The sequence below is a fragment of the Rhodococcus sp. 05-2255-3B1 genome (genome assembly GCF_002258545.1).
Lineage (GTDB): Bacteria > Actinomycetota > Actinomycetes > Mycobacteriales > Mycobacteriaceae > Rhodococcoides.
The window spans coordinates 24,831-47,940 of record NZ_NOZC01000027.1; the positions used below are offsets into that span (position 1 = coordinate 24,831).

The window sequence follows — 23,110 nt, forward strand, 5'->3', positions numbered from 1 at the left end:
CGGTGCCGCCCGGCCAGGTAGCTCAGTTGGTACGAGCGTCCGCCTGAAAAGCGGAAGGTCGCCGGTTCGATCCCGGCCCTGGCCACCACGGTGTTGGATCGACAAGCACGATGAAAGCCCCTTCCGGTCGTCCGGCAGGGGCTTTTTCGTTCCCAGGAGTTATTGTCGACGCGTGGACGTGATCGATCGAGCGCAGGAGGATCTGGCGCGCGGAGACAGTATCGCCGCTCGAGATCGGCTTCTCGTCGCACTGGTCCGGAACCCGACGTCGCCCGGCATTCTCGAATTGCTCGCGTACACGTATCTGGTACTCGGCGATCGTGCGGCGGCCGGAGCCGTCTGGTTCCTCACCGACAAGTCCGACGACGATCCGACGGCGTCCGCAGCGTTCGCCGCCCTGGAGAAGCAGTACCGGTCGCCTCTGATGATGGCGCGGGCCCTGCCCATCCACGCGCCCTCCGATTGGTATCCCACCCGCGCTCGGATACGGCTGGAGCGGCTGGGTGCCGCGATCGAAGCCAACGGTCAGCACTGGGTGCCGCCACGAGACGTCGTGTATTTCGACGAGGACGGGCTGAACTCGGACGACTTCTACGGCCGGGACGGCGATCAGGACGACTCGGAGTACGACCGCGCAGGGTCGAGTTACCGAACGGTGCGGCAGCGGGCGATCGCGGCGACCATCGTCATCGCGATCGCTGCCACCTCGGCATCGGTGGTGCTGGCACTCGTCTTCGGGTGACGCCGGTTCACGGACGAAGCGTGCGGCACCGAGCGTAGAGTCGCGAAAGAATTTCCGCCGACGATCGAGGGTGACGAGTTTCCATGGGCACAGCGAACGGTGCGGCGTCACCGGCTCCGCGAGACGACAACTATGCCGTCAACCTCGAGCAGGCGAGGGTGTTCGCGAGAGGGCTGGCCGAACATATCGAGACGTGCTCGGCATCCATCGAACTCGCGCAGTCCAAGGCATTTCGAGCTCGCGCGGATCGCGCCGAATCACGGGCCCGAGCGTTCGAGTCCGAAGCGTCGACGCTCCGAACCGAGCTCTACGAGATGTACCGACACATCGACGCGATGACGGCACGCTTTCCGGAGCTGCGCAGCGACCCATCCGTTCGCGGCTAGCTCTCCGGAGCGCTCGTTCGATCAGAGGGCAGCCGAATCGGTGACCAGGCCGAAGGTCGTCTCTGCGCCTCGACGGCCTAGTGCCGATCCCCAGACCTCGTACACCGCGTCGGTGGCGGAGGATCGCTCGATGTCGCGGCCTTCCGCGACGGTGATGAGCGTGCGAGAGAGCTCGAACAGACTGACCCGGTGATGTCTCGCGGTCGTGAACAGCTCGTCGATGGCGTCGGCAACGGATCCACCGTGGATCCCGATGAGCACTCCGGTTGCGATGTCCACGTGAGTGCGGGACGCAGGCGATTCGGGCAGTCTGTCGGTCATCTTTTTCCTCGAGATGGTGTGTGGTCGGTGCGGATGACCGAAGTGGATCCTGGCGTCGAGCGGCTTCACTGTCTCACACGGACGTGACATTTCATACCGTCGGTTTCGCCCGCACGTGCATCCGCTCGCCCTGGGGTCCGAACAGGCTCAGAAGCTCCACCGGTCGGTTTCCGACGGCACCGAACCAGTGCGGCACACGGGTGTCGAATTCGGCTGCCTCGCCTGCCTTCATCGTCAGATCGTGCTCGCCGAGAATCAGCCGCAGGGTGCCGTCGAGGACGTACAACCACTCGTACCCCTCGTGTGTCCGCGGACGCGGCTCCGAGCCTTCCGGGCGGACCAGGAGCTTGTACGCCTGAAGGCCGCCGGGACGCAGCGTCAGCGGCAGGATGGTCACGTGTTCGCGAACGGTGGCCGTGGTGCGCACCCGAGGGTCCGCCACGGGCGGAGCGGTCACCAGATCGTCGAGTTTCATCTGATGGGCACGAGCGATGGGCCACAGCAATTCGAGGCTGGGCTTGCGGTCACCGGACTCGAGTCGCGACAGTGTGCTGATCGAAATTCCCGTGGTGTCCGACAGCGATGCCAGGGTGGTGTTCTTCTCCATCCTGATGCGCTTGAGGCGGGGACCGAGGCCCGCGATGACCTCGTCCAGGCCAGAGATCGAATCTTCCATGACACCATTGCAGGTTCGGCAACGAGGTTTGTCAACCCAGGAAACATCGAGGCGCGAAAACGGCCCGCGAAAACGGCCCGCGGGCGACGGCAGGCGGCACATACTCGATCGATGACCGGTCGTCCGGGGACCACGTACCGCAGTGGCATGATCCGCGATGCCTACGGAAGCAGTGCATCCGAGGCGTTCATGGTCGTCGCCATCGTGACCATTCTGATCACAAGGGCTTACCTGGAGTTGACCGACTATCCCCAGGTCGGGGGCAAATCGTTGCACATCGCTCACGCCCTGTACGGCGGCGCTGCGATGATGCTCGCGTTGCTGATCGGGTGGATGTTCATCGGGTTCGGCGTTCGAGTGTTCACGGTGGTGCTCGGCGGAATCGGATTCGGGCTCTTTCTCGACGAAGTCGGCAAATTCGTCACCAAGGACAACGACTACTTCTACGGACCCTCGTCGGAGATCATGTACGTCCTGGTGGTGCTGCTGTTGGTGTTCAGCAGGATCGTTCGGGAGTTCCGCCGGCCCTCGGTCGACGAATCGCTGGCCAACGCGGCTGCGATCGCAGCCGACGGCGTCGCGCACGGCCTACCCGAGCATCGACGCGACTGGGCGCTACGCATGGTCGCGCGGGCCGAGGCCGAGGGTGCCGACGCGGACACCGTGGCCGGGATCCGACTGTTGCTCGGCCGCGCTCGACAGTCGACGTCGCGGACCCACTCGCTGAAAAATGTCGTTCCCCGGCTGATTCCCGCGTTCTTCACCAGCGCCCGGTGGATTCCCGTCGTCGGGTGGGGGTTGGTTCTGCTCTCCGGGGCGGGTGTGGTGTTCGGGATCGTCGAGCTCGTCATCGGGGACCTGCACATCGATCGACGCGACCTGACGATCGACGTCGACAGAATGGGAATCGCCAGCGGGATCCTGTTCGTCAGTGCCTGCCTCACCTTCGTCACGGCGCTGCCTGCGATGCTGTGCTTGCGTGCTCGGGGACCGCTCTGGCCGCTGCGAACCCTCCGGGTGTCCGCGTTGATCTTCACTCTTCTCAACGCCCTCGTGGACTTCGCTCAGGAGGGTTTCGCCGCGCTGGGGAATGTGGCGGTGGGACTGTTCGCGCTCGCGGTCATCTCGCATCGAATCACCGTCCGTACCGCCGAGCTCACGTCGGAAGCTGCTGCGACGCAGGCGGATCGAGACTCCGATTGCTCTCGAACCGTCGAATCAGGCCGCTGAGCGGATCGACGAATTCGATCGAACGCGCCAGTAAGCGAAGCGGATCTGAGTAGTCGTCGTCGGCGACCTCACGGAACGAGGGATAGAAATTGTCGCCGACGATCGGAATGCCCAACGAGCACAGATGAACTCGAAGTTGATGCGTCTTCCCGGTTCGCGGACGCAATCGATACAGGCCGTGGGCTCCGAACGTGTCGACGAGCTCGACGAGTGTTTCCGCGTTGGGCTCGCCCGGTACTTCTCGGGCCTGAAGAACGCCGCGCTCCTTGATGATTCGGCTGCGTACCGTCAGCGGGAAGTCGATGTCCCGGGAGCGTGGGGCAATCGCCTCGTACTGCTTGGTGATGGTGCGTTGAGCGAACAACTCCTGGTACGGCCGGCGGGCCTGCTGTCGCACGGTGAACACCAGAACCCCTGCGGTGAGCCTGTCCAGACGGTGCGCCGGGCTGAGCTCGGGCAGGTCGAATCGGCGGCGGAGCAGAACGAGGGCCGAGCGAGCGATGTATGCGCCGCGCGGAGTGGTGGCCAGAAAATGCGGCTTGTCGACGACGAGCAAGTTCTCGTCGCGATGGAGGACGTCGAGTGAGAACGGTACCGTCGGCTCCACCGGCGGGTCGCGGTAGAGGTAGATGTCCGCCCGCGGTCTCGCGACGGTCGTCGAATCGACGGGTACGCCTGCTGCGTCGACGATCTCGCCGCTCGCAACTTTCTCGGTCAGTCGGGCGGCGTCCTGCGGGAACCGGGCGCGCAGGTACTCGAGCACCGTCGCTCCGGTCGCGACCTCCGGCATCCGCACCCGAGTGGGATCGAGGCCGTCGCGCAACGGGAGGGGAGCGGCGGGCATGCACCGACTGTAATCGGTCTGGGCATGGAAACACCCCGGCCGGAAATTCCGGCCGGGGTGTGGTCTGCGGTGACACCGTTCGGGTTCTACCTAGATGGTGACAACCATCTTGCCGGTGTTCTCGCCCTTCATCAGGCCGATGAACGCCGAGGGGGCGTTGTTCAGACCGTCGACGACCGTCTCGTCGAATTCGACTGCGCCGCTGCCCAGCCACTCGGTCATCTTCGAGCGGAACTCTTCGGTCACGTGCGCGTAGGAGCCGACGATGAAGCCCTTGAGCGTCAGTTCCTTGCCGATGGCGAGGGCAAGGTTGCGCGGTGCCGGGGTCGGTTCGGTCGAGTTGTACTGAGCGATGGCTCCGCACATGGCAATTCGGCCGTACTTGTTCATCGAACCGATGGCGGCCTCGAGGTGCTCGCCGCCGACGTTGTCGAAGTACACGTCGATGCCGTCCGGTGCTGCCTGTCGCAACTGCTCGGCAACCGGGCCGTCGTGGTAATCGAACGCCGCGTCGAAGCCGAGCTCGAGCAGGCGAGCCACCTTCGCGGGGGAGCCGGCACTGCCGATGACCCGAGATGCGCCGAGGGCCTTGGCGATCTGTCCGACGAGCGAACCGACTGCGCCTGCAGCGCCGGAGACGAAGACGACGTCGCCCTCCTTGAACGAAGCGACTTCGGTCAGGCCTGCGTACGCCGTCGTGCCGGTCATTCCGAGCGCGCTGAGGTATGCGGACGCCTTCGCGGCCGAGAGATCGACCTTGCTTGCGCCCTTGGCGGGGACGACGGCGACATCGCGCCAGCCCTTACCGTGCAGAACGGCGTCGCCGACAGCGAAACCCTCGGCCTTGGATTCGATGATCTCGCCGACGGCACCGCCGTCGAGTGGGGCGTCGAGCTGGAACGGCGGGACGTACGACTTCACATCGTTCATCCGCCCACGCATGTACGGATCGACCGACATCACGATGTTGCGGACGAGGATCTGCCCGTCGGCGAGTTCGGGAAGGTCGACGACCTCCGCGCGAAAGTTGTCTTCCGTCGGCCAGCCTTCTGGGCGGGACGCGAGGTGAATTTCGTGTGCCTTCAAGGGATTTCCTCTACTCGTCTTCGGTGACTGTGACGGTGACGTCGATGTTGCCGCGGGTGGCGTTGGAGTACGGGCACACCTGGTGGGCCTTGTCGGCCAGGGCCTGGGCGTTCTCGCGGCTCAAATTGGGCAGGGTCACCTCGAGGGTGACGGCGAGCTGGAAGCCGCCCGCGTCGTTGGGGCCGATGTCGACACGAGCGCCGACGGCCGAATCGGTGACGTCGGCCTTGTCCTGACGAGCGACCATCTGCAGTGCGGAGTGGAAGCATGCGGCGTAGCCGGCGGCGAAGAGCTGCTCGGGGTTGGTGCCGTTGCCGCTGCCGCCCATGGCCTCCGGGATGGCGAGGTCGAGATCGAGCCGTCCGTCGGAAGTGCGGGCGTGGCCGTTTCGGCCTTCACCGGTGGCCAGTGCCTCGGCGGTGTAGATCGTCTTCATGATGCTCCTTCTGTCGTGCCGGAATCGGTGTGATGCAGAGCGCTCGTCAATGCGTCGAGCGACTCCTTGAGTTTGACGAGATCGTCGACGTTCATGCCGGTCTTCTCGGCCAGCTTTCGTGGAATGTCGAGTGCCTTTGCGCGCATGGCACTTCCGGTCTCGGTGAGGTGGATCTCGACCCGACGTTCGTCGGTGCTCAGGCGTCGGCGCTCGATGAAACCGAGGCCTTCGAGGCGCTTGAGCATCGGCGACAGCGTGCCGGTGTCGAGATCGAGTTCGGCGCAGATGTCCTTGACGCCGCGCCCGTCCCGTTCCCACAGCACCAGCAGTACGAGGTACTGCGGATACGTGACGCCGAGCTCGTCGAGCATCGGGCGATACACCGCGGTGGTAGCCCGCGATGCGGAGTACAGCGCGAAGCACACCTGACGGTCGAGTGCGAGTTCGTTGGTCACGTCAAGAACAGTAGTGCACGGTTAAGTTGTGCGCAACCTACCTGCTCGATGTGCATGGAACTTCGTAGTGGGCTACGAAGTCCCGTGCACATGGGGGTCAGCTCTGCAGGGCGCTCTTCAGGCCGTCGAGCACGATCGTTGCCGCCGTCGGGCCGGCATTGAGGTACCACGGGTCGTCGTCGACCCGCACGATGTGGTTCCCGGTTGCCGCGCTCATTCCGGTCCACAGCGGGTTGGTTGTGTACGACGCGGCGCTGGAATCGGCTCCGGCGTCCTGGCTCGATACGAACACCCAGTCCGCGTTCGCGAGCTGAATTTCCTCCTCGCTGAAATCCTGCGAGGTCTTGTCGAACTGCTGGCTTTCCGGGCGCGCCAGACCGGCATCCCAGGCGATGTAACCGGCAAACGACGGGACGCCGAACACTCGCGCTCGATCCGCGGTGAAGCGGACGAACGAGACCGTGGGTGCGCCGGTGTCGGCAAACGAATCACCCAGTGCCGCAGCGTCGGAGGCGAAGGTGTCGATGAAGGTCTGCGCCTGCTCGGTTCGGCCCAACGCGTCGGCGAGAAGGAGGAAGTCCTGCTTCCAGTTCACTCCAGTACCTTCGGTGAGCACGGTCGGCGCGATGGTCGAGAGCGTCGGGTAGATGTCCTCGGAGCCGGTCTTGTTCGCCAGGATGAGGTCGGGTTCGATGGCGGCGATGGCCTCGATGTCGACCTCCTGTCGGTTGCCGACATCGACGAACTGCGACATGCGATCCGCGTACTGCGGGAACGAGAAGCTGATGTAGTCCGGGACCAGTGCGGCGCCGTCCCCGTAGGCGACTCCGGTGGGTACGACGCCCAGGGTGAGAGCTGCGTCGAGCTGGCCGGTGGCGATCACGACGATCTTCTTCGGTTCGGCGGGGATTTCGGTCGAGCCTCCGAAGTGGCCGACCGTGCGGGGGAACACGCCGTCCGCGGCACCGGAACCCATGCCGTCGGGGATGCCGGTCGGGCCGGGGGCGTCGGTGGCCGCATCGGCTGTGACCGACGTCGACGCGGTGGAGGGAGTGGCCGTCTGCTCGGCGGTGCCGCCGCAGGCGACAGTGGTCAGTGCGGTGACCGCGGCGATCGTGGTGGCCAGGAGTAGACGTTTCACTTCGTTCTCTTTCACAGATCGGGCGTAGGCAGGTAAGCCTAGCCTGTACCTGGCGAACGAGGTGAGCGGAACTTCGTAGCAGGGGTCGAAGTTCCGCTCACCTGGGTCAGCGCAGCGCGGCCGCCGCCTGCACCATGTTTCTCAGCGACCGCTCGACCTCCGCCACGCCGCGGGTCTTGAGTCCACAGTCGGGGTTGACCCAGAGTCGTTCGGCAGGAACTGCTTTCAATGCCGCCCGCAGCGATTCGGTGATCTCGTCGACGCTCGGCACCCGCGGTGAATGGATGTCGTACACGCCGGGGCCGACACCGAGGTCGAATCCGATCGAGTTCAGGTCGTCGAGTACTTCCATGTGCGAGCGGGCCGCCTCGATCGACGTCACGTCGGCGTCGAGGTCGGCGATCGCGTCGATAATCTCACCGAACTCCGAGTAGCACAGATGCGTGTGAATCTGCGTGTGGTCGGACACGCCGGATGTCGAGATCTTGAACGATCGCACGGCCCAGTCCAGGTACGCCGCTGCGTCTTTCGAGCGCAGGGGGAGGAGCTCACGAAGGGCAGGTTCGTCCACCTGGACGATTCGAATACCCGCTGCCTCCAGATCGATCGTCTCGTCGCGAATCGCCAGGGCGATCTGGGCTGCGGATTCGGCCAACGGTAGGTCGTCTCGGACGAACGACCACGCCAGAATCGTCACCGGGCCGGTCAACATGCCTTTGACCGGCTTGTCGGTGAGCGACTGCGCGTACTCGGACCAGTGCACGGTCATCGGTTTCGGGCGCGAGACGTCGCCGTACAGAATCGGCGGCCGAACGCACCGAGATCCGTACGACTGGACCCAGCCGTTCGACGTGGCCGCGAAGCCACTGAGCTGCTCGGCGAAGTACTGCACCATGTCGTTTCGCTCGGGCTCGCCGTGGACCAGCACATCGAGGCCGATCTTCTCCTGCAGTGCAACGACATCGGCGATCTCGGATTGCATCCGGGATACGTATTCGGCGTCGTCGATCTCACCGGTGCGCAGGGCTGCCCGAGCGAGTCGAATCTGCGTGGTCTGCGGATACGAACCGATGGTGGTCGTCGGCAACGACGGCAAGTCCAGTCGCGCAGCCTGAGCCCGGCAGCGTTCCTCGGCCGGGGTGCGGTCGACGGAGATTCCCGCGTCGAGACGTGCCCGAACGGCCGCGTCGTGCAGACGAGGGTCGGTGCGACGAGTCTCGAGCGCGGCTCGGGCCTGCTCGAGCTCGGACGACACCGATTCGGTGCCCTCTCGCAGCGCCCTCGCGAGGACGGCCACCTCGGCAACCTTCTCGGTACCGAAGGCCAGCCAGGATCGGAGCGGATCGACGATGTCGGTCTCACCGTCGAGGGTGTACGGAACGTGCAGCAGAGAACACGAACTCGACACCGCGAGCGTGCCGGCACTACCCAACAGGCTCGCCAACGTTGCCAGCGCCTTGTCGAGATCCGTCCGCCAGATGTTGCGCCCGTCAACGACGCCCGCGACTATGTGCTTGCTCGCGAGCGCAGGTATCACGGCAACGTGCTCGACGGTGCCCGGCACCGTCAGATCGATCGACAATCCCTCGATACCGGTCGACGCGAGCACGGGCAGTACCGCACCGAGGTCACCGAAGTACGACGCCAGCAGTATGGCAGGCCTCGTCGACACTGCGCTCAGGTAGTCGTAAGCCTTCTTCGCACAGTCGATCTCGTGCTGCGTGCGGTCGGCCACGAGCGCAGGTTCGTCGAGCTGGACCCACTTCGCCCCGGCATCGGCGAGGTGTGTCAGCAGCTCCGCGTACAGCGGCAGAATCTCGTCGAGGCGGTCCAGTAGCGGGGCGCTGCTGCCGACTGCCTTTGACAGCAACAGGAACGTCACCGGTCCCAGGACGACCGGTCGAGCCGGGACATCGAGCGCGCGAGCTTCTTCGAGCTCGGCGAGCACCTTCTCGGGATGCAGTGAAAAGGTTGTCGCCGGGGAGATTTCGGGCACGAGGTAGTGGTAGTTGGTGTCGAACCACTTGGTCATCTCCAGTGGTGCGACGGTCTCGTTGCCTCGGGCGGCGGCGAAACAGCGGTCCAGCTCGCTGTTGATGCTCCGAACCCGCTCGGGTAGTGCGCCGAGCATGACCGCGGTGTCGAGCACGTGGTCGTAGTACGAAAAGGTGTTCACCGGAACGGAATCGAGTCCGGCAGCGACGAGTTCTCGCCAGGTGTTCTCGCGCAACGTCCGCGCGACGGATTCGAGTGCGGCTGCGTCGAGCGTTCCGGCCCAGTAGGATTCGACGGCTTTCTTCAGTTCTCGGTTCGGTCCGATACGGGCGGAACCGAGCACGGTGGCGGTGAATTCGATACTCACGGTAGTTCTCCAGGTGACTGCTGCATCGATGGCGCACCGCCTTCTCGGGCGCGCGAATCCCGGAGAGCCCCACGAGCAGCCGTACCAGGGTTACGCGCCCATTCCACGAGGCGGTGAACCGCTGCGCACGGCGTGCACAGCACAGACGGCAGGTATTCGGACTCGCGGGCACGTGGACGAACAGTCCACTCCTACTGGCCGTCGCTTCCCGAAGAGGCCTCTTCAGTGCTGTTGACGGCGGTCGTTCCTGCATACCGCTGCGGGACAGTCCCGGATTCTCACCGGGTTCCCTCTCACGACGCGCCGTACCGCACGCATCGCTTCGGCGCCGTGGTGAACTTCGGGGCTCCTCATGACCACCTGGCGAACCGACTGCAGGGACGAGCATAGATGCATCGACGAAGCGTCTGCTACGGTGCTCTCATGCAGCGCACGTATTTCTGGTTTAGCAGGCCGGCCCCGGGTGGGTCAGCCAGCGACGCCATGCGCTGAACTTCCACCCCACGAGCCGGATACAGACCGGCTCGAAGTGCGTGTGGAGCATGAGGAGCCGGCCTGGGAACAGGAACGCCCTCTCATGACACTCTCTCTCGACACCCCACCTCTCGACGATCAGCGGACCATCAGCATCAGTCCGTTGATCGCTCCGTCGGTGCTGCGCCGCGAGCATGCCGTCGACGACGCGATCTCGGCCACGGTCCGTACCGGCCGCGCCGGTGTGGTCGACGTGCTGGACGGCCGCGACGATCGGCTGATCGTCGTCGTCGGCCCGTGCTCGGTGCACGACACCGCCGCTGCTCTCGACTACGCCCGACGCCTCGCCGCCAAGGCATCCGAACTGGGCGATCGCCTGCACATCGTCATGCGCGTCTACTTCGAGAAGCCGCGAACGACGCTGGGCTGGAAGGGTTTGATCAACGATCCGCACCTCGACGGCAGCTTCGACATCAACGCCGGTCTGCGAGTGGGACGCCAACTGCTGCTCGACATTTCCGCGCTCGGTCTGCCGGTCGGGTGCGAGTTCCTCGACCCGATCACCCCGCAGTACATCGCAGACCTGGTCAGCTACGGCGCAATCGGTGCGCGAACGGCGGCCAGCCAGGTGCACCGGCAGCTGTGCAGCGCGTTGTCGATGCCGGTGGGGATCAAGAACTCCACCGAGGGGGACATCCAGGTTGCGGTCGACGGCACCCGCGCTGCCGCCGCGAGCCACGTCTTCCCCGGCACCGATCTCGACGGTCAGGCGGCTCTCATTCGCACCGTCGGGAACCCGGACTGCCACGTGATCCTGCGCGGCGGTGTCGACGGGCCGAACTACGACGCCGAATCGGTCGCCGATACCGTTGCGCGACTGCGTAAGTCGGGTCTGCCGGAGCGGGTGGTCATCGACGCCAGCCACGGCAACAGTCGTAAGGACCACAACAAGCAGGTCGACGTGGTCACCGACGTGGCCGCTCGGGTGGCGGCAGGCGAACACGGCATCGTCGGACTGATGCTGGAGAGCTTCCTGGTCGCGGGCCGTCAGGATCTCGAACTCGGCCACCGGGACGAGCTGGTGTACGGACAGTCGATCACCGACGCCTGCCTCGATTGGGACACGACGGCAACGCAATTGGACACGTTGGCCGCAGCGGTGGTGGAGCGACGGAACTCGATCACCGCTCGTTGACGAACCCGGCCCGTCAGCGAACCCCGCGCGGTCGGAACTGCACGCTGATGCGTGGGCCGATCGCGCGGGTCGACTTGGGAATCGCATGCTCCCAGGTGCGTTGGCACGAGCCGCCCATCACCACCAGGTCCCCGTGGGCCAGCGTGAACTTCAGCGACGTTCCGCCGCCACGCGGTCGAAGCATGAGTTGCCGTGTGGCACCCAGCGATACGATCGCGACCATGGTGTCCTCGGTGGCGCTGCGACCGATGTTGTCGCCGTGCCAGGCGACGCTGTCGGATCCGTCGCGGTAGTAGCACAGTCCGGCGGTGGCGAACGATTCACCGAGTTCGGTGCGGTAGTGATCGTCGAGCGCATCGCGCGCGTCGTACAGGGCTGCGTCGGGCCACCGTTCGCGCTCGGCGTAGAACCGAACCAGGCGCGGCACGTCGACCACGCGGTCGTACATCTGCCTACGTTCGGCTCGCCAATCGACGGCGTCCACCAGCGAATCGAACAGGTGGGTACCGGCCAACCAGCCCGGTCGAACGTCCACCCACGCCCCGAGCGTGAGTTCGCGGCGGGTGACGGATTGCAGCGATCCGACGCCACCGTCGTCGTCACCGAACAGGGAGCCTTGCATCGCGAGCGACATGGATCGACTGTATCGAACAGGTGTTCCCATTACCAGTGAGTGGCGGTATCGTGCCCGCATGGGATACGGAATTCAGGTTGTGGTCGACAGCTCGAACCCCCATGCGCTGGCGAAGTGGTGGGCGCAGACACTGGGCTGGCAGGTCGAACCCAGCAACGAGAGTTTCATCCGTGAGATGGTCGCCGCGGGTCACGCCCGCGAAGAGGACACGACCGTCTTCGAGGGCGTTCTGGTGTGGCGGGCGGGCGCCGGAATCTCGGATCCCGAGTCGCCCGGCAGTCCGCGGGTGTTGTTCCAATCGGTGCCCGAACCGAAAACGGTGAAGAACCGGTTGCACCTGGACATCCGCGTCGGCGACGAGCGCGAGACGGTAGTCACGCAACTGCAGGCCCGGGGTGCATCGGTACTGCATCGAGGACACCAAGGCCCCAGTGTCTGGATCACCATGACCGATCCGGAGGGCAACGAGTTCTGCGTCAGTTGAGCCGGTAAGCACCGGGAGTCTGGCCGGTCCATCGCTTGAAGGCCCGGCGGAAGGCACTGGGCTCGGAGAACCCCAGGCGGGTCGAGATGTCGTCGACGCCGTCGCCGCGACTGAGCCCGGAGATCGCCGCATCGCGCAGTACTTCTTCGCGCAGTTGGTTGATGGAGGTGCCCTCCTGCCGAAGAATTCGTCGCAGGTGCGGTGGGCTGATGTTGAGCATCGCCGCGATCTCGTCGGTTCCCGGTGCTCCACCTTTGAAACCGGTTTCCAGGGCGCGGCGGACCTGGCTCGACGCCGTGCTGTCGTAATCTCGAGACGAGAACAGTAGATTGGGCGACTCCGCGAGATAGTCCGCCAGCGTCGCCTCGGTCTGCACGATCGGTGCCCGCATCACTGCGCTGTCGAATTCCAGTGTGGCCAGATCGGTTCCGAACTCCACATGAGTGCCGAAGATGGCGTCGTACATCTTTCCCGCTTCGGGTCCCGGCAGCGGGTAGGGCAGCTGGACCGACAGAAGTTTGACCCGGTTGCCGATGAGCCACGCCGCGAATCGGTGCAGCAGAATCAACAGGAAGTCGGTCAGCAGTCGCTCGGCGAGTTCGTTTCCCTCCGGGCTCAGGTGGGTGGTGGGGGTGACGTGCACGGTCAACACCGTGGATTCCTCGGTTCGGTCCATCGTCATGGGGCGCACCGGAATCAGCACCCGCATGGTCTCGGACATCCGAACCAGCGCAGCCCACAGGTTCTCGGTGTGTATCAGCGTCTGGCACACCACGCGAAAGCTGCCGCGTCGCACCGGAACTGCGGCGAGGCCGAACAGTTCGTCGCCGGTCATCGCCCAGACCGCCTGGGTGAACGCGGTGACCTGCCGGGTGGTCAGGCGCTCCGCAGGATTGTCGAGGATGGTGGAACCGATGCCGGCCATCGACAGCGGGTAGGTCAGGTCCACCCCGCTCTTCGTCGCGAGGTCGACGGCCTGCCTGACGAAGTACGCCGGGATCGTCGGTTGCGCAGTCACAATTTTCGTAGCCTCTCGGCTGCGTCGGCGAGAACCTCGTCCTGCTTGCAGAAAGCGAAGCGCACCAATGATTTCCACGGACCCGGCTCGTCGACGAACGCGGTCACCGGAACCGCCGCCACGCCGACCAGGTCCGGGAGGGCACGGCAGAATTCGTAGGCGTCACCGCGCCCGATCGCCGCGATGTCGGCACAGACGAAATACGTTCCCGCGCTGTACTTCACATCTGCTCCTGCGGCGGCGAGCGCGGCCGAGAGCGTGTCCCGCTTGCGTTGCAGGCCGTCGCGCATCGTGGCTATCCAGGCCTGTTCGTGCTCGAGCGCGTAGGCCACGGCCGGTTGGAAGGGAGTACCGCCGACGAAACTCATGAACTGTTTGGCGGCGCGGACGGCGTCGATCAGTTCGGCAGGCCCCAACGCCCACCCCGTCTTCCACCCGGTGGCGTTGAAGGTCTTGGCGGCGCTCGACACGGTGACGGTTCGCTCGAACATCCCGGGCAGTGTCGCGATCGGCGTGTGTACGCGGCCGTCGAAGACGAGATGCTCGTAGACCTCGTCGGTGAGGACCAGCAGATCGTGTGCCACCGCGATCTCGGCGATGCGGATCATGGTGTCGCGGTCGAAGACCGTGCCGGTGGGATTGTGCGGGGAATTGACGATCAGCATGCGCGTGCGAGGCCCGATGGCGCGTTGGAGGGCGTCGGTGTCGACGGTCCACCCGTTGCCGTCGGCGACCAGCGACACGGCGGTCCGGGTGGCACCGGCGAGAGCGATGGCGGCGGCATAGGAGTCGTAGAACGGCTCGATCAGCAGGACGTCGTCGCCCGGCTCGATCAGACCGAGGAGGGACGCCGAGATCGCCTCGGTGGCACCGACGGTGACGAGTATCTGCGAATCGGGGTCGTAGCTCAGACCGAATCGCGCCGACCGGTCCTCGGCGATGGCAGCGCGCAGCACCGGCATGCCAGGGCCGGGGGAGTACTGATTGAGGCCACTGGCGATGGCCTGGCGCGCGGCTTCGAGCATGGCGGGTGGGCCGTCGGTGTCGGGGAAGCCCTGCCCGAGGTTGACGGCATTCTTCCGGACGGCGAGCGCGGTCATCTCGGCGAAGATCGTCGATGCGAACGGGCGCAACCGTGCCACTGTGCGCGAGGGGAACGACTCGGACATTCCTGCAGCGTAGTTCACAGACGGCAGCCGGTCGTTCGCCCTGCGTCTGTACTGTGCCTGTCATGCAATTCGGATTGTTCGTGCCACAGGGGTGGCGTCTCGATCTCGTCGGTATCGATCCTTCCCGGCAGTGGAGTGCGATGCGCGACCACGCGCTCGCCGCCGAGGCCGGTCCGTGGGAATCTCTGTGGGTCTACGACCACTTCCATACCGTTCCCACCGCGACCGACGAGGCCACGCACGAGGCCTGGTCGCTGATGTCCGCGTTGGCCGCGTCCACCTCGCGGATCAGGCTCGGGCAGATGTGCACGGCGATGGCGTACCGCAACCCGGCCTACCTGGCCAAAGTTGCTGCCACCGTGGACATCGTGTCGGGCGGCCGCGTCGAGATGGGCATCGGCGGCGGCTGGCACGAGCACGAGTTCCGAGCCTACGGCTACGGATTTCCCTCTGCCGGAGAACGATTGGGCAGGCTCGACGAGGGCGTGCAGATCTTCAAGCAGGCATGGACGGCCGGCGAGGTGTTCCTCGACGGAAAGTACTACGAGATCGACGGTGCAGTGGTGCGACCCCTGCCGTTGCAGGAGGGCGGCATCCCGCTGTGGATCGCGGGTGGCGGCGAGAAGGTCACCCTGAAGATCGCCGCGAAGTACGCCGACTACACCAACTTCGACGGAACCCCCACCGGTTTCGCCACCAAATCCGCTCTGTTGCGTGAACATTGTGCAACCGTGGGTACCGATTTCGACGCCATCGTCCGCTCGGCGAACTACAACGTCGCCATCGGTGCAACCGAGGCCGAGGTGGAAGACCGACTGTGCGCCCTCGAAAGCCGCCTGACCGAGTACGTGGGTGCCGAGAAGGCGCACAGTGCCCTCGACGCGTACCGCGGGATGCCCGCAGTGGGAACTCCTGAGCAGATCGTCGAGAATCTGACGGCGCTCCAGGAACAAGGGATGACGTACGGCATCTTCTACTTCCCCGAAGCGGCGTACGACCGGTCCGGTATCGAACTCTTCGAGCGCGAGGTGATCCCCGCCCTGGCCTAGGCCGGGGATGCGGTTCGATTCAGCGCAGGTCGTCGGGAAGATCCGCAGGATCGATGAGCAACTGTTGGTTCTTGGCGGTGCGGACCTTCTCCGACAGGCCGATGTTGGCGTGCAGCAACGCCCACTCGCCCTCGGTGATCTCCTCGACTGCCCGCGCGATGACCCCCGGATCGGTGGTTCCCCATGCGATGGGCATCGCCGTGGCCAACTGCCACGTTCGCCCACCGGTGTTGCGGCCACGGTCCGCGAGAACCGACACCGCAGGTACCTGAGCGCCCCGCTCGACGGCGTGGCCGGGAAGCGTGCGCACGACGCGGGTGATCAACACGTAGTGCGGCTCGTCCACCTCCGGCTTCGCGATGTCGATCAGAGCCAGCAGTATCGCTCCACTCGGTAGCTTCTCGGCCACCATCGCCGGCACCAGATCGCCTGCAGCATATTGCGATTCGATGGAACCCATCTTTCGGGGTGCCCACAGCATCACCCAGAGCGAGGTGGCCGCACCGATCAGGAACACCGCGCCGAGGATGTACGACCACGGAGCGGCGATCCAGATGAACCAGGCCCCGAGCGCGATGAGGAACACGGCGGTCAGCGCTGCGGAGGAACGCAGCCGACGAAGCTCGGTGAACGTCTCGTTGACCGACTTCGCGTGGGCTACGTCTACAGGGAACTCGAACTTGCGCACAGAGGTATTCCTAGCACGGTCCCGAGTGGACCCGACGTCTCAGATCGCCGGACCGAGCAGATCGTCCGCGTCGGTGATGCGGTAGGCGTAGCCCTGTTCGGCGAGGAAACGCTGACGGTGGGCTGCGTACTCGGCGTCGAGGGTGTCGCGGGAGACCACCGAGTAGAAATGCGCCTGACCGCCGTCGTGCTTCGGCCGGAGCAGTCGGCCGAGGCGCTGCGCCTCTTCTTGCCTGGAGCCGAACGTTCCCGAAACCTGAACTGCCACAGAGGCTTCCGGAAGGTCGATCGAGAAGTTCGCCACCTTGCTCACCACGAGCGTCTGGATCTCGCCCTTGCGGAACGCGTCGAACAGCACCTCACGCTCCTTGTTCTTGGTCGAGCCCTGAATGACCGGAGCGTTCAGCGCCTCACCGAGCTCGTTCAACTGATCGAGATACGCGCCGATGACCAACGTCGGAGCGTCCTGATGTTTGGCGAGGATCGACTTCACGACGGCGATCTTGGTGTGCGCCGTCGAGCACAGCTTGTAGCGCTCCTCGGGCTCGGCGACGGCATAGGACATGCGCTCGGCATCGGTGAGGGTGACGCGAACCTCGATGCACTCGGCAGGCGCGATCCAGCCCTGTGCCTCGATGTCCTTCCACGGAGCGTCGTACCGCTTGGGTCCGATCAGCGAGAAGACGTCGCCCTCGCGGCCGTCCTCGCGGACGAGGGTCGCGGTGAGGCCGAGGCGTCGACGGGACTGCAGATCGGCGGTCATGCGGAACACCGGCGCGGGGAGCAGGTGCACCTCGTCGTAGATCACCAATCCCCAGTCGCGGGAATCGAAGAGCTCCAGGTGCTTGTACTCACCCTTGGTGCGACGCGTGATCACCTGATACGTGGCGATTGTCACAGGGCGAATTTCCTTGCGCTCTCCCGAATACTCGCCGATCTCGTCCTCGGTGAGCGAGGTGCGTGCGATGAGTTCGCGCTTCCACTGCCGACCGGCGACGGTGTTGGTGACCAGAATCAGCGTGGTCGCCTTCGCTCGGGCCATCGCGGCTGCGCCGACCATCGTCTTGCCGGCACCACAGGGCAGTACCACCACTCCCGAGCCACCGGCCCAGAACGAATCGGCCGCCATCTCCTGGTAGTCGCGCAACGTCCAGTTGCCGCCCTCGGTGTCGAGCTCGATGGGGTGAGCTTCGCCGTCGACGTAGCCGGCGAGGTCCTCGGCAGGCCAGCCGATCTTGAGCAGCATCTGCTTGACGTGGCCGCGTTCGGACGGATGCACGATCACCGTGTCCTCGTCGACCATCGCGCCGAGCATGGGTGCAATCTTCTTGTGCCGCATCACCTCTGTGAGCACGGCGCGGTCCAGACTGATCAGGACCAGACCGTGTATCGGGCTCTTGACCAACTGCAACCGGCCGTAGCGCGCCATGGTGTCGACGATGTCGACCAGCAGCGGTTGCGGCACCGCGTAACGCGAGAAGTTCACCAGCGCGTCGACCACCTGCTCGGCGTCGTGGCCCGCGGCACGGGCGTTCCACAGGGCCAGCGGGGTGATGCGATAGGTGTGCACGTGCTCGGGGGCACGTTCGAGCTCCGCGAACGGTGCGATGGCCGCCCGCGCTGCGCCCGCGAGTTCGTGATCGACCTCGAGCAACAGCGTTTTGTCGGACTGGACGATCAGCGGGCCGTCGGTCACGGTTCCTCCTAGAGACATCTGCTGCGCCCGAAAGAGCGCAACTTCTCCATTGTCCACAGGTAGGGGCGCGCGTGCACGTGAGCCCGGTCTACTCGACCAGTGCGACCGAGGTGATGCGATGCAGGGTGAAGCGTCGAACCCCACCGGTTGCGGGGTCGAACGCGTCGAGTTGGCCGCCGCCGATGCTGATCGGATCGACGATGCGATGGGTGGCCACGCCCTGGGCGTCGACGTAGCCGATGCTCACGCTCCGTTTGACCTTCGCCGCGGTCTGCAGCAGCGTCATCGTCGCGGTGCTGCTGGCCCGAGATCCGTCGGCGCGCACCACCGCGCCGCCGTTGCCTGCCGCTCTGTCGGCTGCGCGCATTCCACGCACCAACGAACCCAGCTGTTCCTCGGTCGGGACGGCCGGAGTGCGGAACGTCTGGCGTGGCCGCCTGGCCGATACCCTCGACCCGCGGGCACGCAGATCGACGATGGTGCCGGACGAGTCCTCGCCCGCAGGCGCGAATCCCGCCCCGGCCAGGACCGTGAGCACCTCGGCGAGCGGGGCCTGTGAGATCGCGACGGTCGGAGCCAGTGCCCTCAGGGCCAGGGATTCGGCTGCCGGCGACGCCATCACCTCGGCCAGCAGGGCCGGGTCCTCGCATCGAACGAACGACGCGGCGACGCCCGCTCGTAGGCGGCCGTGCCGACGAGCCACGTCGTCGATCAGGTAGGTCAGGGCCTGGGGTACCGGCGTTCGCGAGTGGGTGGCGAACAACGAGTGCAGTTCGGAGGCGGTCAGTCCGACGTCGAGGGCGCGGCGCAGGCTGGTGTCGCTGATCCGGTACATCGTGGCTGCGCCCGCGGACTCCACGTCGGCGACCAGTTCGATTCGATCCTGTAGTTCGGGTTCGAGGGGTCCGGGTGCCACCAGGGTGAGGTCGGCCTGCACCAGGACGTAGTCGATGGGCTCGGGAAGCGTCGCGCGCATGTCGGCCTCGGCGTTGCCGTCGTGCAGCAGGGAGCGTCCCGGGGTCGAGATCGCCCCGCGGGCGACGATGCCGAGAGCCGTTGCTTCGGCGAGAACATGTCCGACGGGGGTGACGCCGAAGCGTCCCGACCACCGGGGTCGACGCCACGCCAGGGTGCGGGCGAGATCGGCGGGCTGCGCTGCGTGTCCGCTGCCGAGTTCGGCGAGCAACTCGAGAATCATCCGTCGATCCCGGGGCGCGGCCGGGGATCGGACTTCGTCGGACAGGGCGGCGATGGGCTTGTCGTTGGGGTCACGCATCCCGATGACCCACGGTGCCCGTGGCACTTCGAGCCAGGCGGAGGCGAGGGTGTGCCAGCGGGCAGCGGGGGCCGCGGTGAGCCACGCGTCGACGGCGGGTGTGGGTGCCCAGTAGTCGTCGCCGTTGTCGGACGCAGGCACCGGGTCCGGTGTTCCGCTCGAGATGAGATGGGCGGCGGCCAGCAACTCGACGAGGATGCTCACTCGATCGTCGTCGAGGCCGGTGGCCTTGGTGATCTTGCGGAGCTCGCGCACTCCGAGGCCGCCGGCCTTGAGGGCGGGTGCAGGCGAGGCCGACAACGCCTCGATCACGGCTACGCAGTGTCGGTTCAGCTCCAGTGCCTCTCCCGCGGCAGCGGCGTCGACATCGGTGAGCGAATAGGTGCTGGTGGCGAGCTTGGGTTCGGCGAGCGAGCGTGGGTCGGACATCGGTTCGCCGCGCAGGATCTGCCCGACCTGGACGGGAAGCTCGACGGTTTGCTCGTCCAACCAGATCAGTAGGCCTGCGGCGAGCAGCTTCTGGACGGGTCGATCGGGCGGTGTTCCCGGTGCGGCGTCTCGGGTGCGGCCGGTCGGGGACGATCTGGCGAGGGTGTCGAGAAGGCTGCGTTCGCCGTCGCCGAGCTCGGCCAGAGCCGCGGTGATGTGTGATTCGGTGAGGTTGTCGACCGGGTCGAGTGCGCGGCCGATGCGCCACGGCACCGCGTCCGCCGCGGTGGCGCTGATTCGGAAGCCGGCTGCATCGCCCCACACCAGCAGGCGTTCGCGCAGCTGGGCCAGTGCCCTGTCCACGCTCTTGGCCGGTGCGCGTTTGGCGACCACTGCCAGCAGCGCGGCGCGAGTGACGGGTCGTTCGTACGCTTCCTCGATGGCGAGGATCTCGAGGATCGTCAGGGCCAGGGTGTCGAGGGTGTCCGCGGTGTGCAGGATCGATCGGCGCTGCTCGGCCCGTCCGGCCAGCACGGCCAGGGATGCGGGCGGCGGCGCGGTCAGATCCGGACGCAGCGACATGGCCTTGATCAGCTCGGCGTCGCTGCGAGCTGCGATCCATTGCGGCAGATCAGGAGGCGTGTCGGTGTGTCGGTGCGCAGTCGTGTCGGTCATCGTCTATCAGATTAGAGACCTGGGCTGGTGCTCGCCGCAGGGCAGGTGTCAAAATGGGCCCATGGTGAACAAGTCGAAGAAGCCCTATGTCGATCCAGGCTGGCCGGACACCGCTCGCGGTGACCACGCGGTGACCGAACTCTCGTCCGCTCGATCGGGTGGCTTGTCACCCTTCGGCGAGGACACCGAGTTCCCGCTGCCCGTCGAAGACCTGCCCTATGCCCACCCGGTGACCGTGGTCAATCGCTGATTGCGGACCTCGAACACGAAAAAGCCCCCGACGATCGTCGGGGGCTTTTCTCGTACGAGCTCGAACTGCCGTGCAGCCTACTGGGGCAGGAATGCCTTGTTGGCCTGGTAGAAGTTCACGATCTGCGGATCGAGCTGGATGCCCTGAGCCGCGTTCTGCACGAACGCTGCGATCTGCGGATCGTTGGTGATGTTCTGGACGGCGGTGACGATGCCTTCGACGACCTCGGCCGAGCTGTCCACGGCCGGGATGGACGTCAGGTCGGGGAGAGCGGGAACCTCCGGTGCCTTCGGGGTGACCGGAACGCTGCGCTCGGTGGGCGCGCTGTTCAGGCCGAGGCTCGAGGAGCAGGACGGCCATGCGCCCCAGCCCTGCGAGTCGAGGACCTTCTCCGCCACTGCGATCTGCTCTTCGCGGCTGGCCTGGTTGGCCGTGGCCGCGTACTGCTGGCCGCCGTGTGCGTTCCAGGTGCTGGGGGAGAACTGCAGCCCGCCCTGGAAGCCGTTGCCGGTGTTGATGCCCCAATTGCCGCCGGCTTCACACTGTGCCAGGCGGTCCCAGTCGGAATCCGGTGCCGCGTTGGCGGTGCCGGTGAAGGCGATGCTCGCGGTGCCCATGATGGCTCCGGTGACTGCGACCTTCGCGACGGTTTTGCCAGTGGTGCTCGGCTTGCGATGACGTCCGCTCATACGAGTTGAAATCCTCTCCACACGCGCCTGCGAGGTCAGCTGTCGGGTTCGGGCTGAGAGGTAGCCCGGCCTTTTCGCTCACTCCTCGGAGTGAGCAATTGGGCTTAACCCCAAGGGAAGTCGGGGCGGCTTCGTGAGCCGCTACAACTTCCCGGTTGTCCGTGGAGGACGTGGGTCCCCCGTCCTCGTCCCCTGGGTGATCGTCGAGGGTGTTCCGGTTCCCGCGGGACGAGGTTTGGCGCTGCGGGTCGGAATTCGGCCGAACTTTCCGGCCGCTGCTGACCGTACTGAAATTCCCGCCTTACGTCACTATTTGGTAACTGTCGATTTCGGGGCGTCGTCGAGAGCGCATTTCGTACCTGTTTCGGGTCTCTCGAGTCGGCCCAGCTAGTGGACGTGCCGGGCATTGAACCCCTGTCCGTTGCCTGTCCGTTACCCGAGCGTGATGTGATGGAAGTCACATCGGTGTCGCCTCGTTCGAGAGGTCACCGAACGGCAACGATGTCCTTGCCGAGGGGCATGAGGGATACGGGAATCATCTTGAGGTTCGCGATCGCCAACGGGATGCCGATGATGGTGATCGCCATCGCGAGCGCAGTGAGCACGTGAGTCAGGGCCAACCACCAACCGGCCAGAATCAGCCAGAGCACGTTCCCGATGAGCGCGCCCGATCCGGACCCCGGCTTGTCGACGATCGTCGACCCGAACGGCCACAGCGCGTAGACGCCGATGCGGAACGACGCGATCCCGAACGGGATCGTCACGATGAGGATGCACAGCAGCAGTCCGGCGAGGAAGTAGCCGAGCGCCAGCCACAGGCCGCCGAAGACCAGCCAGATGATGTTCAGAATCAATCGCATGGTCAGCGCGCCCGTCGTCCGGATGCCAGCGCGTACACCAGTGCCAGCAGGAAGCCGGTCGGCGCGGAGAACATGGCCGTCAGATACAGCCCCAGTGGGGGCTTGGCGTCGGAGAAGATCGGAAACATCAGGATCGCGACGATGGCGACGAGGCCGATCGCGAACAGGGTCAGCGCGATGCGCAGCAGGGCGGTGCTGCTCTTACGGGTCGTTGTGTCCACGTACCCCACGGTAGTGCGAAGCGGGGCGCTGTGAGGAGCACGGTGCGGGAACAACTCGAATGCTCTATCCGGGCTCACCGCGCTAGACTGAAGTATTCGCGTCCTACGTTCTCGTGGGGCGCGAAACTTGTGCGGGCCGACCATCGGTCCCACGACCAACGCAACTAACGACAGCAACAGATGAACGGGTGAGCTCAGTGCCGACCGGCAAGGTGAAGTGGTACGACGTCGACAAGGGATTCGGATTCCTCTCGCAGGAGGAAGGCGAGGACGTCTACGTGCGTTCCTCGGCGCTGCCCGAGGGCGTCGAAGGCCTCAAAGCCGGCCAGCGGGTCGAGTTCGGGATGGCCGCGGGCCGCCGCGGACCGCAGGCACTGAGCCTGAAGGTTCTCGAGCCCGCACCGTCGGTGCGTCAGAACACCGGCAGCACCCGCCGCGAACCCGTCGAGCGCAAGCACACACCCGACGAACTGCACGGGATGGTCGAGGACATGATCACGCTGCTCGAAGCGACCGTGCAGCCCGAGCTCCGCAAGGGCAAGTACCCGGACCGCAAGATCGCGCAGCGCATCTCCGAGGTGGTCCGGGCCGTCGCCCGCGAGCTGGACAGCTGATCCCGGGAACG

25 protein-coding genes, 1 tRNA gene and 2 riboswitches are annotated in these 23,110 nt (G+C 65.6%); of the genes, 9 read left to right on the forward strand and 17 right to left on the reverse strand.

Annotation, left to right across the window (positions count from 1 at the left end; genetic code table 11):
- Positions 1 to 11 precede the first annotated feature (11 nt).
- From CH249_RS14765 to CH249_RS28215, 3 genes are all read left to right on the forward strand, one after another.
- A tRNA-Phe gene (locus CH249_RS14765) sits at positions 12 to 88 on the forward strand.
- Between the two features lie 84 nt (positions 89 to 172).
- Complete coding sequence (locus CH249_RS14770) at positions 173 to 742, forward strand: DUF6584 family protein (RefSeq protein ID WP_094683157.1); 570 nt, start codon at positions 173 to 175, stop codon at positions 740 to 742.
- Positions 743 to 825: 83 nt separating this feature from the next.
- Positions 826 to 1,128: a hypothetical protein gene (locus tag CH249_RS28215; RefSeq protein WP_032395870.1), complete on the forward strand. Its 303-nt coding sequence runs from the start codon at positions 826 to 828 to the stop codon at positions 1,126 to 1,128.
- 21 nt (positions 1,129 to 1,149) lie between these two features.
- On the opposite strand, the gene CH249_RS14780 is transcribed toward CH249_RS28215, so the two are convergent.
- On the reverse strand, positions 1,150 to 1,449 hold the full coding sequence (locus CH249_RS14780; RefSeq protein ID WP_141214673.1) for an ANTAR domain-containing protein: 300 nt from the start codon (positions 1,447 to 1,449) through the stop codon (positions 1,150 to 1,152).
- Between the two features lie 91 nt (positions 1,450 to 1,540).
- Positions 1,541 to 2,125 carry a helix-turn-helix domain-containing protein gene (locus CH249_RS14785; protein ID WP_094631133.1) on the reverse strand — a complete coding sequence of 195 codons (585 nt, stop codon included), beginning with the start codon at positions 2,123 to 2,125 and terminating at the stop codon, positions 1,541 to 1,543.
- A 111-nt stretch (positions 2,126 to 2,236) separates the two neighbouring features.
- Between CH249_RS14785 and CH249_RS14790 the strand changes: the two genes are divergently transcribed.
- Positions 2,237 to 3,355 carry a hypothetical protein gene (locus CH249_RS14790; RefSeq protein ID WP_094683158.1) on the forward strand — a complete coding sequence of 373 codons (1,119 nt, stop codon included), beginning with the start codon at positions 2,237 to 2,239 and terminating at the stop codon, positions 3,353 to 3,355.
- On the opposite strand, the gene CH249_RS14795 is transcribed toward CH249_RS14790, so the two are convergent.
- The 6 genes from CH249_RS14795 to metE form a co-directional block, all read right to left on the reverse strand.
- Positions 3,282 to 4,199 (reverse strand): pseudouridine synthase, encoded by a 918-nt coding sequence (locus tag CH249_RS14795; RefSeq protein WP_094658435.1) that lies wholly within the window; start codon positions 4,197 to 4,199, stop codon positions 3,282 to 3,284. The two genes, CH249_RS14790 and CH249_RS14795, sit on opposite strands and share 74 nt — an antisense overlap.
- A gap of 90 nt (positions 4,200 to 4,289) precedes the next feature.
- Positions 4,290 to 5,285, reverse strand: coding sequence for an NADP-dependent oxidoreductase (locus CH249_RS14800; RefSeq protein WP_094631136.1), 996 nt, complete (start codon positions 5,283 to 5,285; stop codon positions 4,290 to 4,292).
- A 10-nt stretch (positions 5,286 to 5,295) separates the two neighbouring features.
- Positions 5,296 to 5,721 carry an organic hydroperoxide resistance protein gene (locus tag CH249_RS14805; protein ID WP_027495882.1) on the reverse strand — a complete coding sequence of 142 codons (426 nt, stop codon included), beginning with the start codon at positions 5,719 to 5,721 and terminating at the stop codon, positions 5,296 to 5,298.
- Positions 5,718 to 6,176 (reverse strand): MarR family winged helix-turn-helix transcriptional regulator, encoded by a 459-nt coding sequence (locus CH249_RS14810; protein ID WP_032395865.1) that lies wholly within the window; start codon positions 6,174 to 6,176, stop codon positions 5,718 to 5,720. Before CH249_RS14810 ends, CH249_RS14805 begins: the two co-directional genes overlap by 4 nt.
- 97 nt (positions 6,177 to 6,273) lie before the next feature.
- Positions 6,274 to 7,317: an iron-siderophore ABC transporter substrate-binding protein gene (locus CH249_RS14815; RefSeq protein WP_094683317.1), complete on the reverse strand. Its 1,044-nt coding sequence runs from the start codon at positions 7,315 to 7,317 to the stop codon at positions 6,274 to 6,276.
- A gap of 106 nt (positions 7,318 to 7,423) precedes the next feature.
- Entirely contained in the window at positions 7,424 to 9,679 is a 2,256-nt protein-coding gene (gene metE / locus CH249_RS14820) for a 5-methyltetrahydropteroyltriglutamate--homocysteine S-methyltransferase (RefSeq protein WP_094683159.1), read from the reverse strand.
- Positions 9,680 to 9,808: 129 nt separating this feature from the next.
- Positions 9,809 to 10,007, reverse strand: a riboswitch (cobalamin riboswitch).
- A gap of 249 nt (positions 10,008 to 10,256) precedes the next feature.
- On the opposite strand from metE, the gene CH249_RS14825 reads away from it, so the two are divergent.
- Positions 10,257 to 11,348 (forward strand): 3-deoxy-7-phosphoheptulonate synthase, encoded by a 1,092-nt coding sequence (locus CH249_RS14825; protein WP_094645833.1) that lies wholly within the window; start codon positions 10,257 to 10,259, stop codon positions 11,346 to 11,348.
- A 13-nt stretch (positions 11,349 to 11,361) separates the two neighbouring features.
- Here CH249_RS14825 and CH249_RS14830 read toward each other — a convergent pair whose 3' ends face one another.
- Positions 11,362 to 11,982 carry an alpha-ketoglutarate-dependent dioxygenase AlkB gene (locus CH249_RS14830; protein ID WP_094683160.1) on the reverse strand — a complete coding sequence of 207 codons (621 nt, stop codon included), beginning with the start codon at positions 11,980 to 11,982 and terminating at the stop codon, positions 11,362 to 11,364.
- A 58-nt stretch (positions 11,983 to 12,040) separates the two neighbouring features.
- On the opposite strand from CH249_RS14830, the gene CH249_RS14835 reads away from it, so the two are divergent.
- Positions 12,041 to 12,466, forward strand: coding sequence for a VOC family protein (locus CH249_RS14835; protein WP_094683318.1), 426 nt, complete (start codon positions 12,041 to 12,043; stop codon positions 12,464 to 12,466).
- Here the strand turns inward: CH249_RS14835 and CH249_RS14840 are convergent.
- Both CH249_RS14840 and CH249_RS14845 read right to left on the reverse strand, forming a co-directional pair.
- Positions 12,459 to 13,484: an AraC family transcriptional regulator gene (locus CH249_RS14840; protein ID WP_094699004.1), complete on the reverse strand. Its 1,026-nt coding sequence runs from the start codon at positions 13,482 to 13,484 to the stop codon at positions 12,459 to 12,461. The two genes, CH249_RS14835 and CH249_RS14840, sit on opposite strands and share 8 nt — an antisense overlap.
- Positions 13,481 to 14,653 (reverse strand): pyridoxal phosphate-dependent aminotransferase, encoded by a 1,173-nt coding sequence (locus CH249_RS14845; protein ID WP_094683319.1) that lies wholly within the window; start codon positions 14,651 to 14,653, stop codon positions 13,481 to 13,483. The genes CH249_RS14840 and CH249_RS14845 overlap by 4 nt, the downstream gene beginning before the upstream one ends.
- 62 nt (positions 14,654 to 14,715) lie before the next feature.
- Between CH249_RS14845 and CH249_RS14850 the strand changes: the two genes are divergently transcribed.
- The gene (locus tag CH249_RS14850; RefSeq protein WP_094683161.1) at positions 14,716 to 15,702 is read left to right on the forward strand and encodes an LLM class F420-dependent oxidoreductase; all 987 of its coding nucleotides are present in this window, start codon (positions 14,716 to 14,718) and stop codon (positions 15,700 to 15,702) included.
- 19 nt (positions 15,703 to 15,721) lie between these two features.
- Here CH249_RS14850 and CH249_RS14855 read toward each other — a convergent pair whose 3' ends face one another.
- From CH249_RS14855 to CH249_RS14865, 3 genes are all read right to left on the reverse strand, one after another.
- The gene (locus tag CH249_RS14855; protein ID WP_032395859.1) at positions 15,722 to 16,390 is read right to left on the reverse strand and encodes a DUF3239 domain-containing protein; all 669 of its coding nucleotides are present in this window, start codon (positions 16,388 to 16,390) and stop codon (positions 15,722 to 15,724) included.
- A gap of 39 nt (positions 16,391 to 16,429) precedes the next feature.
- Positions 16,430 to 18,085: a DNA repair helicase XPB gene (locus CH249_RS14860; RefSeq protein WP_032396285.1), complete on the reverse strand. Its 1,656-nt coding sequence runs from the start codon at positions 18,083 to 18,085 to the stop codon at positions 16,430 to 16,432.
- Between the two features lie 88 nt (positions 18,086 to 18,173).
- The gene (locus CH249_RS14865; RefSeq protein ID WP_094683162.1) at positions 18,174 to 20,465 is read right to left on the reverse strand and encodes a helicase-associated domain-containing protein; all 2,292 of its coding nucleotides are present in this window, start codon (positions 20,463 to 20,465) and stop codon (positions 18,174 to 18,176) included.
- Positions 20,466 to 20,526: 61 nt separating this feature from the next.
- Here CH249_RS14865 and CH249_RS14870 point away from each other — a divergent pair, with 61 nt between their 5' ends.
- Positions 20,527 to 20,715, forward strand: a complete 189-nt coding sequence (locus tag CH249_RS14870; RefSeq protein ID WP_032395857.1) for a hypothetical protein — start codon at positions 20,527 to 20,529, stop codon at positions 20,713 to 20,715.
- A 77-nt stretch (positions 20,716 to 20,792) separates the two neighbouring features.
- Here CH249_RS14870 and CH249_RS14875 read toward each other — a convergent pair whose 3' ends face one another.
- From CH249_RS14875 to CH249_RS14885, 3 genes are all read right to left on the reverse strand, one after another.
- Entirely contained in the window at positions 20,793 to 21,404 is a 612-nt protein-coding gene (locus CH249_RS14875; protein WP_032395856.1) for a resuscitation-promoting factor Rpf1 domain-containing protein, read from the reverse strand.
- 8 nt (positions 21,405 to 21,412) lie between these two features.
- A riboswitch (cyclic di-AMP (ydaO/yuaA leader) is annotated at positions 21,413 to 21,620 on the reverse strand.
- Between the two features lie 269 nt (positions 21,621 to 21,889).
- A complete protein-coding gene (locus tag CH249_RS14880) occupies positions 21,890 to 22,264 on the reverse strand; it encodes a YccF domain-containing protein (protein ID WP_032395855.1) in 375 nt (124 codons plus the stop codon).
- 2 nt (positions 22,265 to 22,266) lie between these two features.
- Positions 22,267 to 22,485 carry a hypothetical protein gene (locus CH249_RS14885; protein ID WP_032395854.1) on the reverse strand — a complete coding sequence of 73 codons (219 nt, stop codon included), beginning with the start codon at positions 22,483 to 22,485 and terminating at the stop codon, positions 22,267 to 22,269.
- Between the two features lie 197 nt (positions 22,486 to 22,682).
- Between CH249_RS14885 and CH249_RS14890 the strand changes: the two genes are divergently transcribed.
- A complete protein-coding gene (locus CH249_RS14890; RefSeq protein WP_008719325.1) occupies positions 22,683 to 23,099 on the forward strand; it encodes a cold-shock protein in 417 nt (138 codons plus the stop codon).
- The last annotated feature ends 11 nt before the right edge of the window (positions 23,100 to 23,110 follow it).

What these genes read in the sequence shown, in the direction of transcription:
- CH249_RS28215 (WP_032395870.1), top strand. Translation starts at nt 826, where the DNA reads ATGGGCACAGCGAACGGTGCGGCGTCACCGGCTCCGCGAGACGACAAC.
- CH249_RS14780 (WP_141214673.1), bottom strand. Translation starts at nt 1,449, where the DNA reads ATGACCGACAGACTGCCCGAATCGCCTGCGTCCCGCACTCACGTGGAC.
- CH249_RS14785 (WP_094631133.1), bottom strand. Translation starts at nt 2,125, where the DNA reads ATGGAAGATTCGATCTCTGGCCTGGACGAGGTCATCGCGGGCCTCGGT.
- CH249_RS14790 (WP_094683158.1), top strand. Translation starts at nt 2,237, where the DNA reads ATGACCGGTCGTCCGGGGACCACGTACCGCAGTGGCATGATCCGCGAT.
- CH249_RS14795 (WP_094658435.1), bottom strand. Translation starts at nt 4,199, where the DNA reads ATGCCCGCCGCTCCCCTCCCGTTGCGCGACGGCCTCGATCCCACTCGG.
- CH249_RS14805 (WP_027495882.1), bottom strand. Translation starts at nt 5,721, where the DNA reads ATGAAGACGATCTACACCGCCGAGGCACTGGCCACCGGTGAAGGCCGA.
- CH249_RS14825 (WP_094645833.1), top strand. Translation starts at nt 10,257, where the DNA reads ATGACACTCTCTCTCGACACCCCACCTCTCGACGATCAGCGGACCATC.
- CH249_RS14830 (WP_094683160.1), bottom strand. Translation starts at nt 11,982, where the DNA reads ATGTCGCTCGCGATGCAAGGCTCCCTGTTCGGTGACGACGACGGTGGC.
- CH249_RS14835 (WP_094683318.1), top strand. Translation starts at nt 12,041, where the DNA reads ATGGGATACGGAATTCAGGTTGTGGTCGACAGCTCGAACCCCCATGCG.
- CH249_RS14845 (WP_094683319.1), bottom strand. Translation starts at nt 14,653, where the DNA reads ATGTCCGAGTCGTTCCCCTCGCGCACAGTGGCACGGTTGCGCCCGTTC.
- CH249_RS14850 (WP_094683161.1), top strand. Translation starts at nt 14,716, where the DNA reads ATGCAATTCGGATTGTTCGTGCCACAGGGGTGGCGTCTCGATCTCGTC.
- CH249_RS14865 (WP_094683162.1), bottom strand. Translation starts at nt 20,465, where the DNA reads ATGACCGACACGACTGCGCACCGACACACCGACACGCCTCCTGATCTG.
- CH249_RS14870 (WP_032395857.1), top strand. Translation starts at nt 20,527, where the DNA reads ATGGTGAACAAGTCGAAGAAGCCCTATGTCGATCCAGGCTGGCCGGAC.
- CH249_RS14875 (WP_032395856.1), bottom strand. Translation starts at nt 21,404, where the DNA reads ATGAGCGGACGTCATCGCAAGCCGAGCACCACTGGCAAAACCGTCGCG.
- CH249_RS14880 (WP_032395855.1), bottom strand. Translation starts at nt 22,264, where the DNA reads ATGCGATTGATTCTGAACATCATCTGGCTGGTCTTCGGCGGCCTGTGG.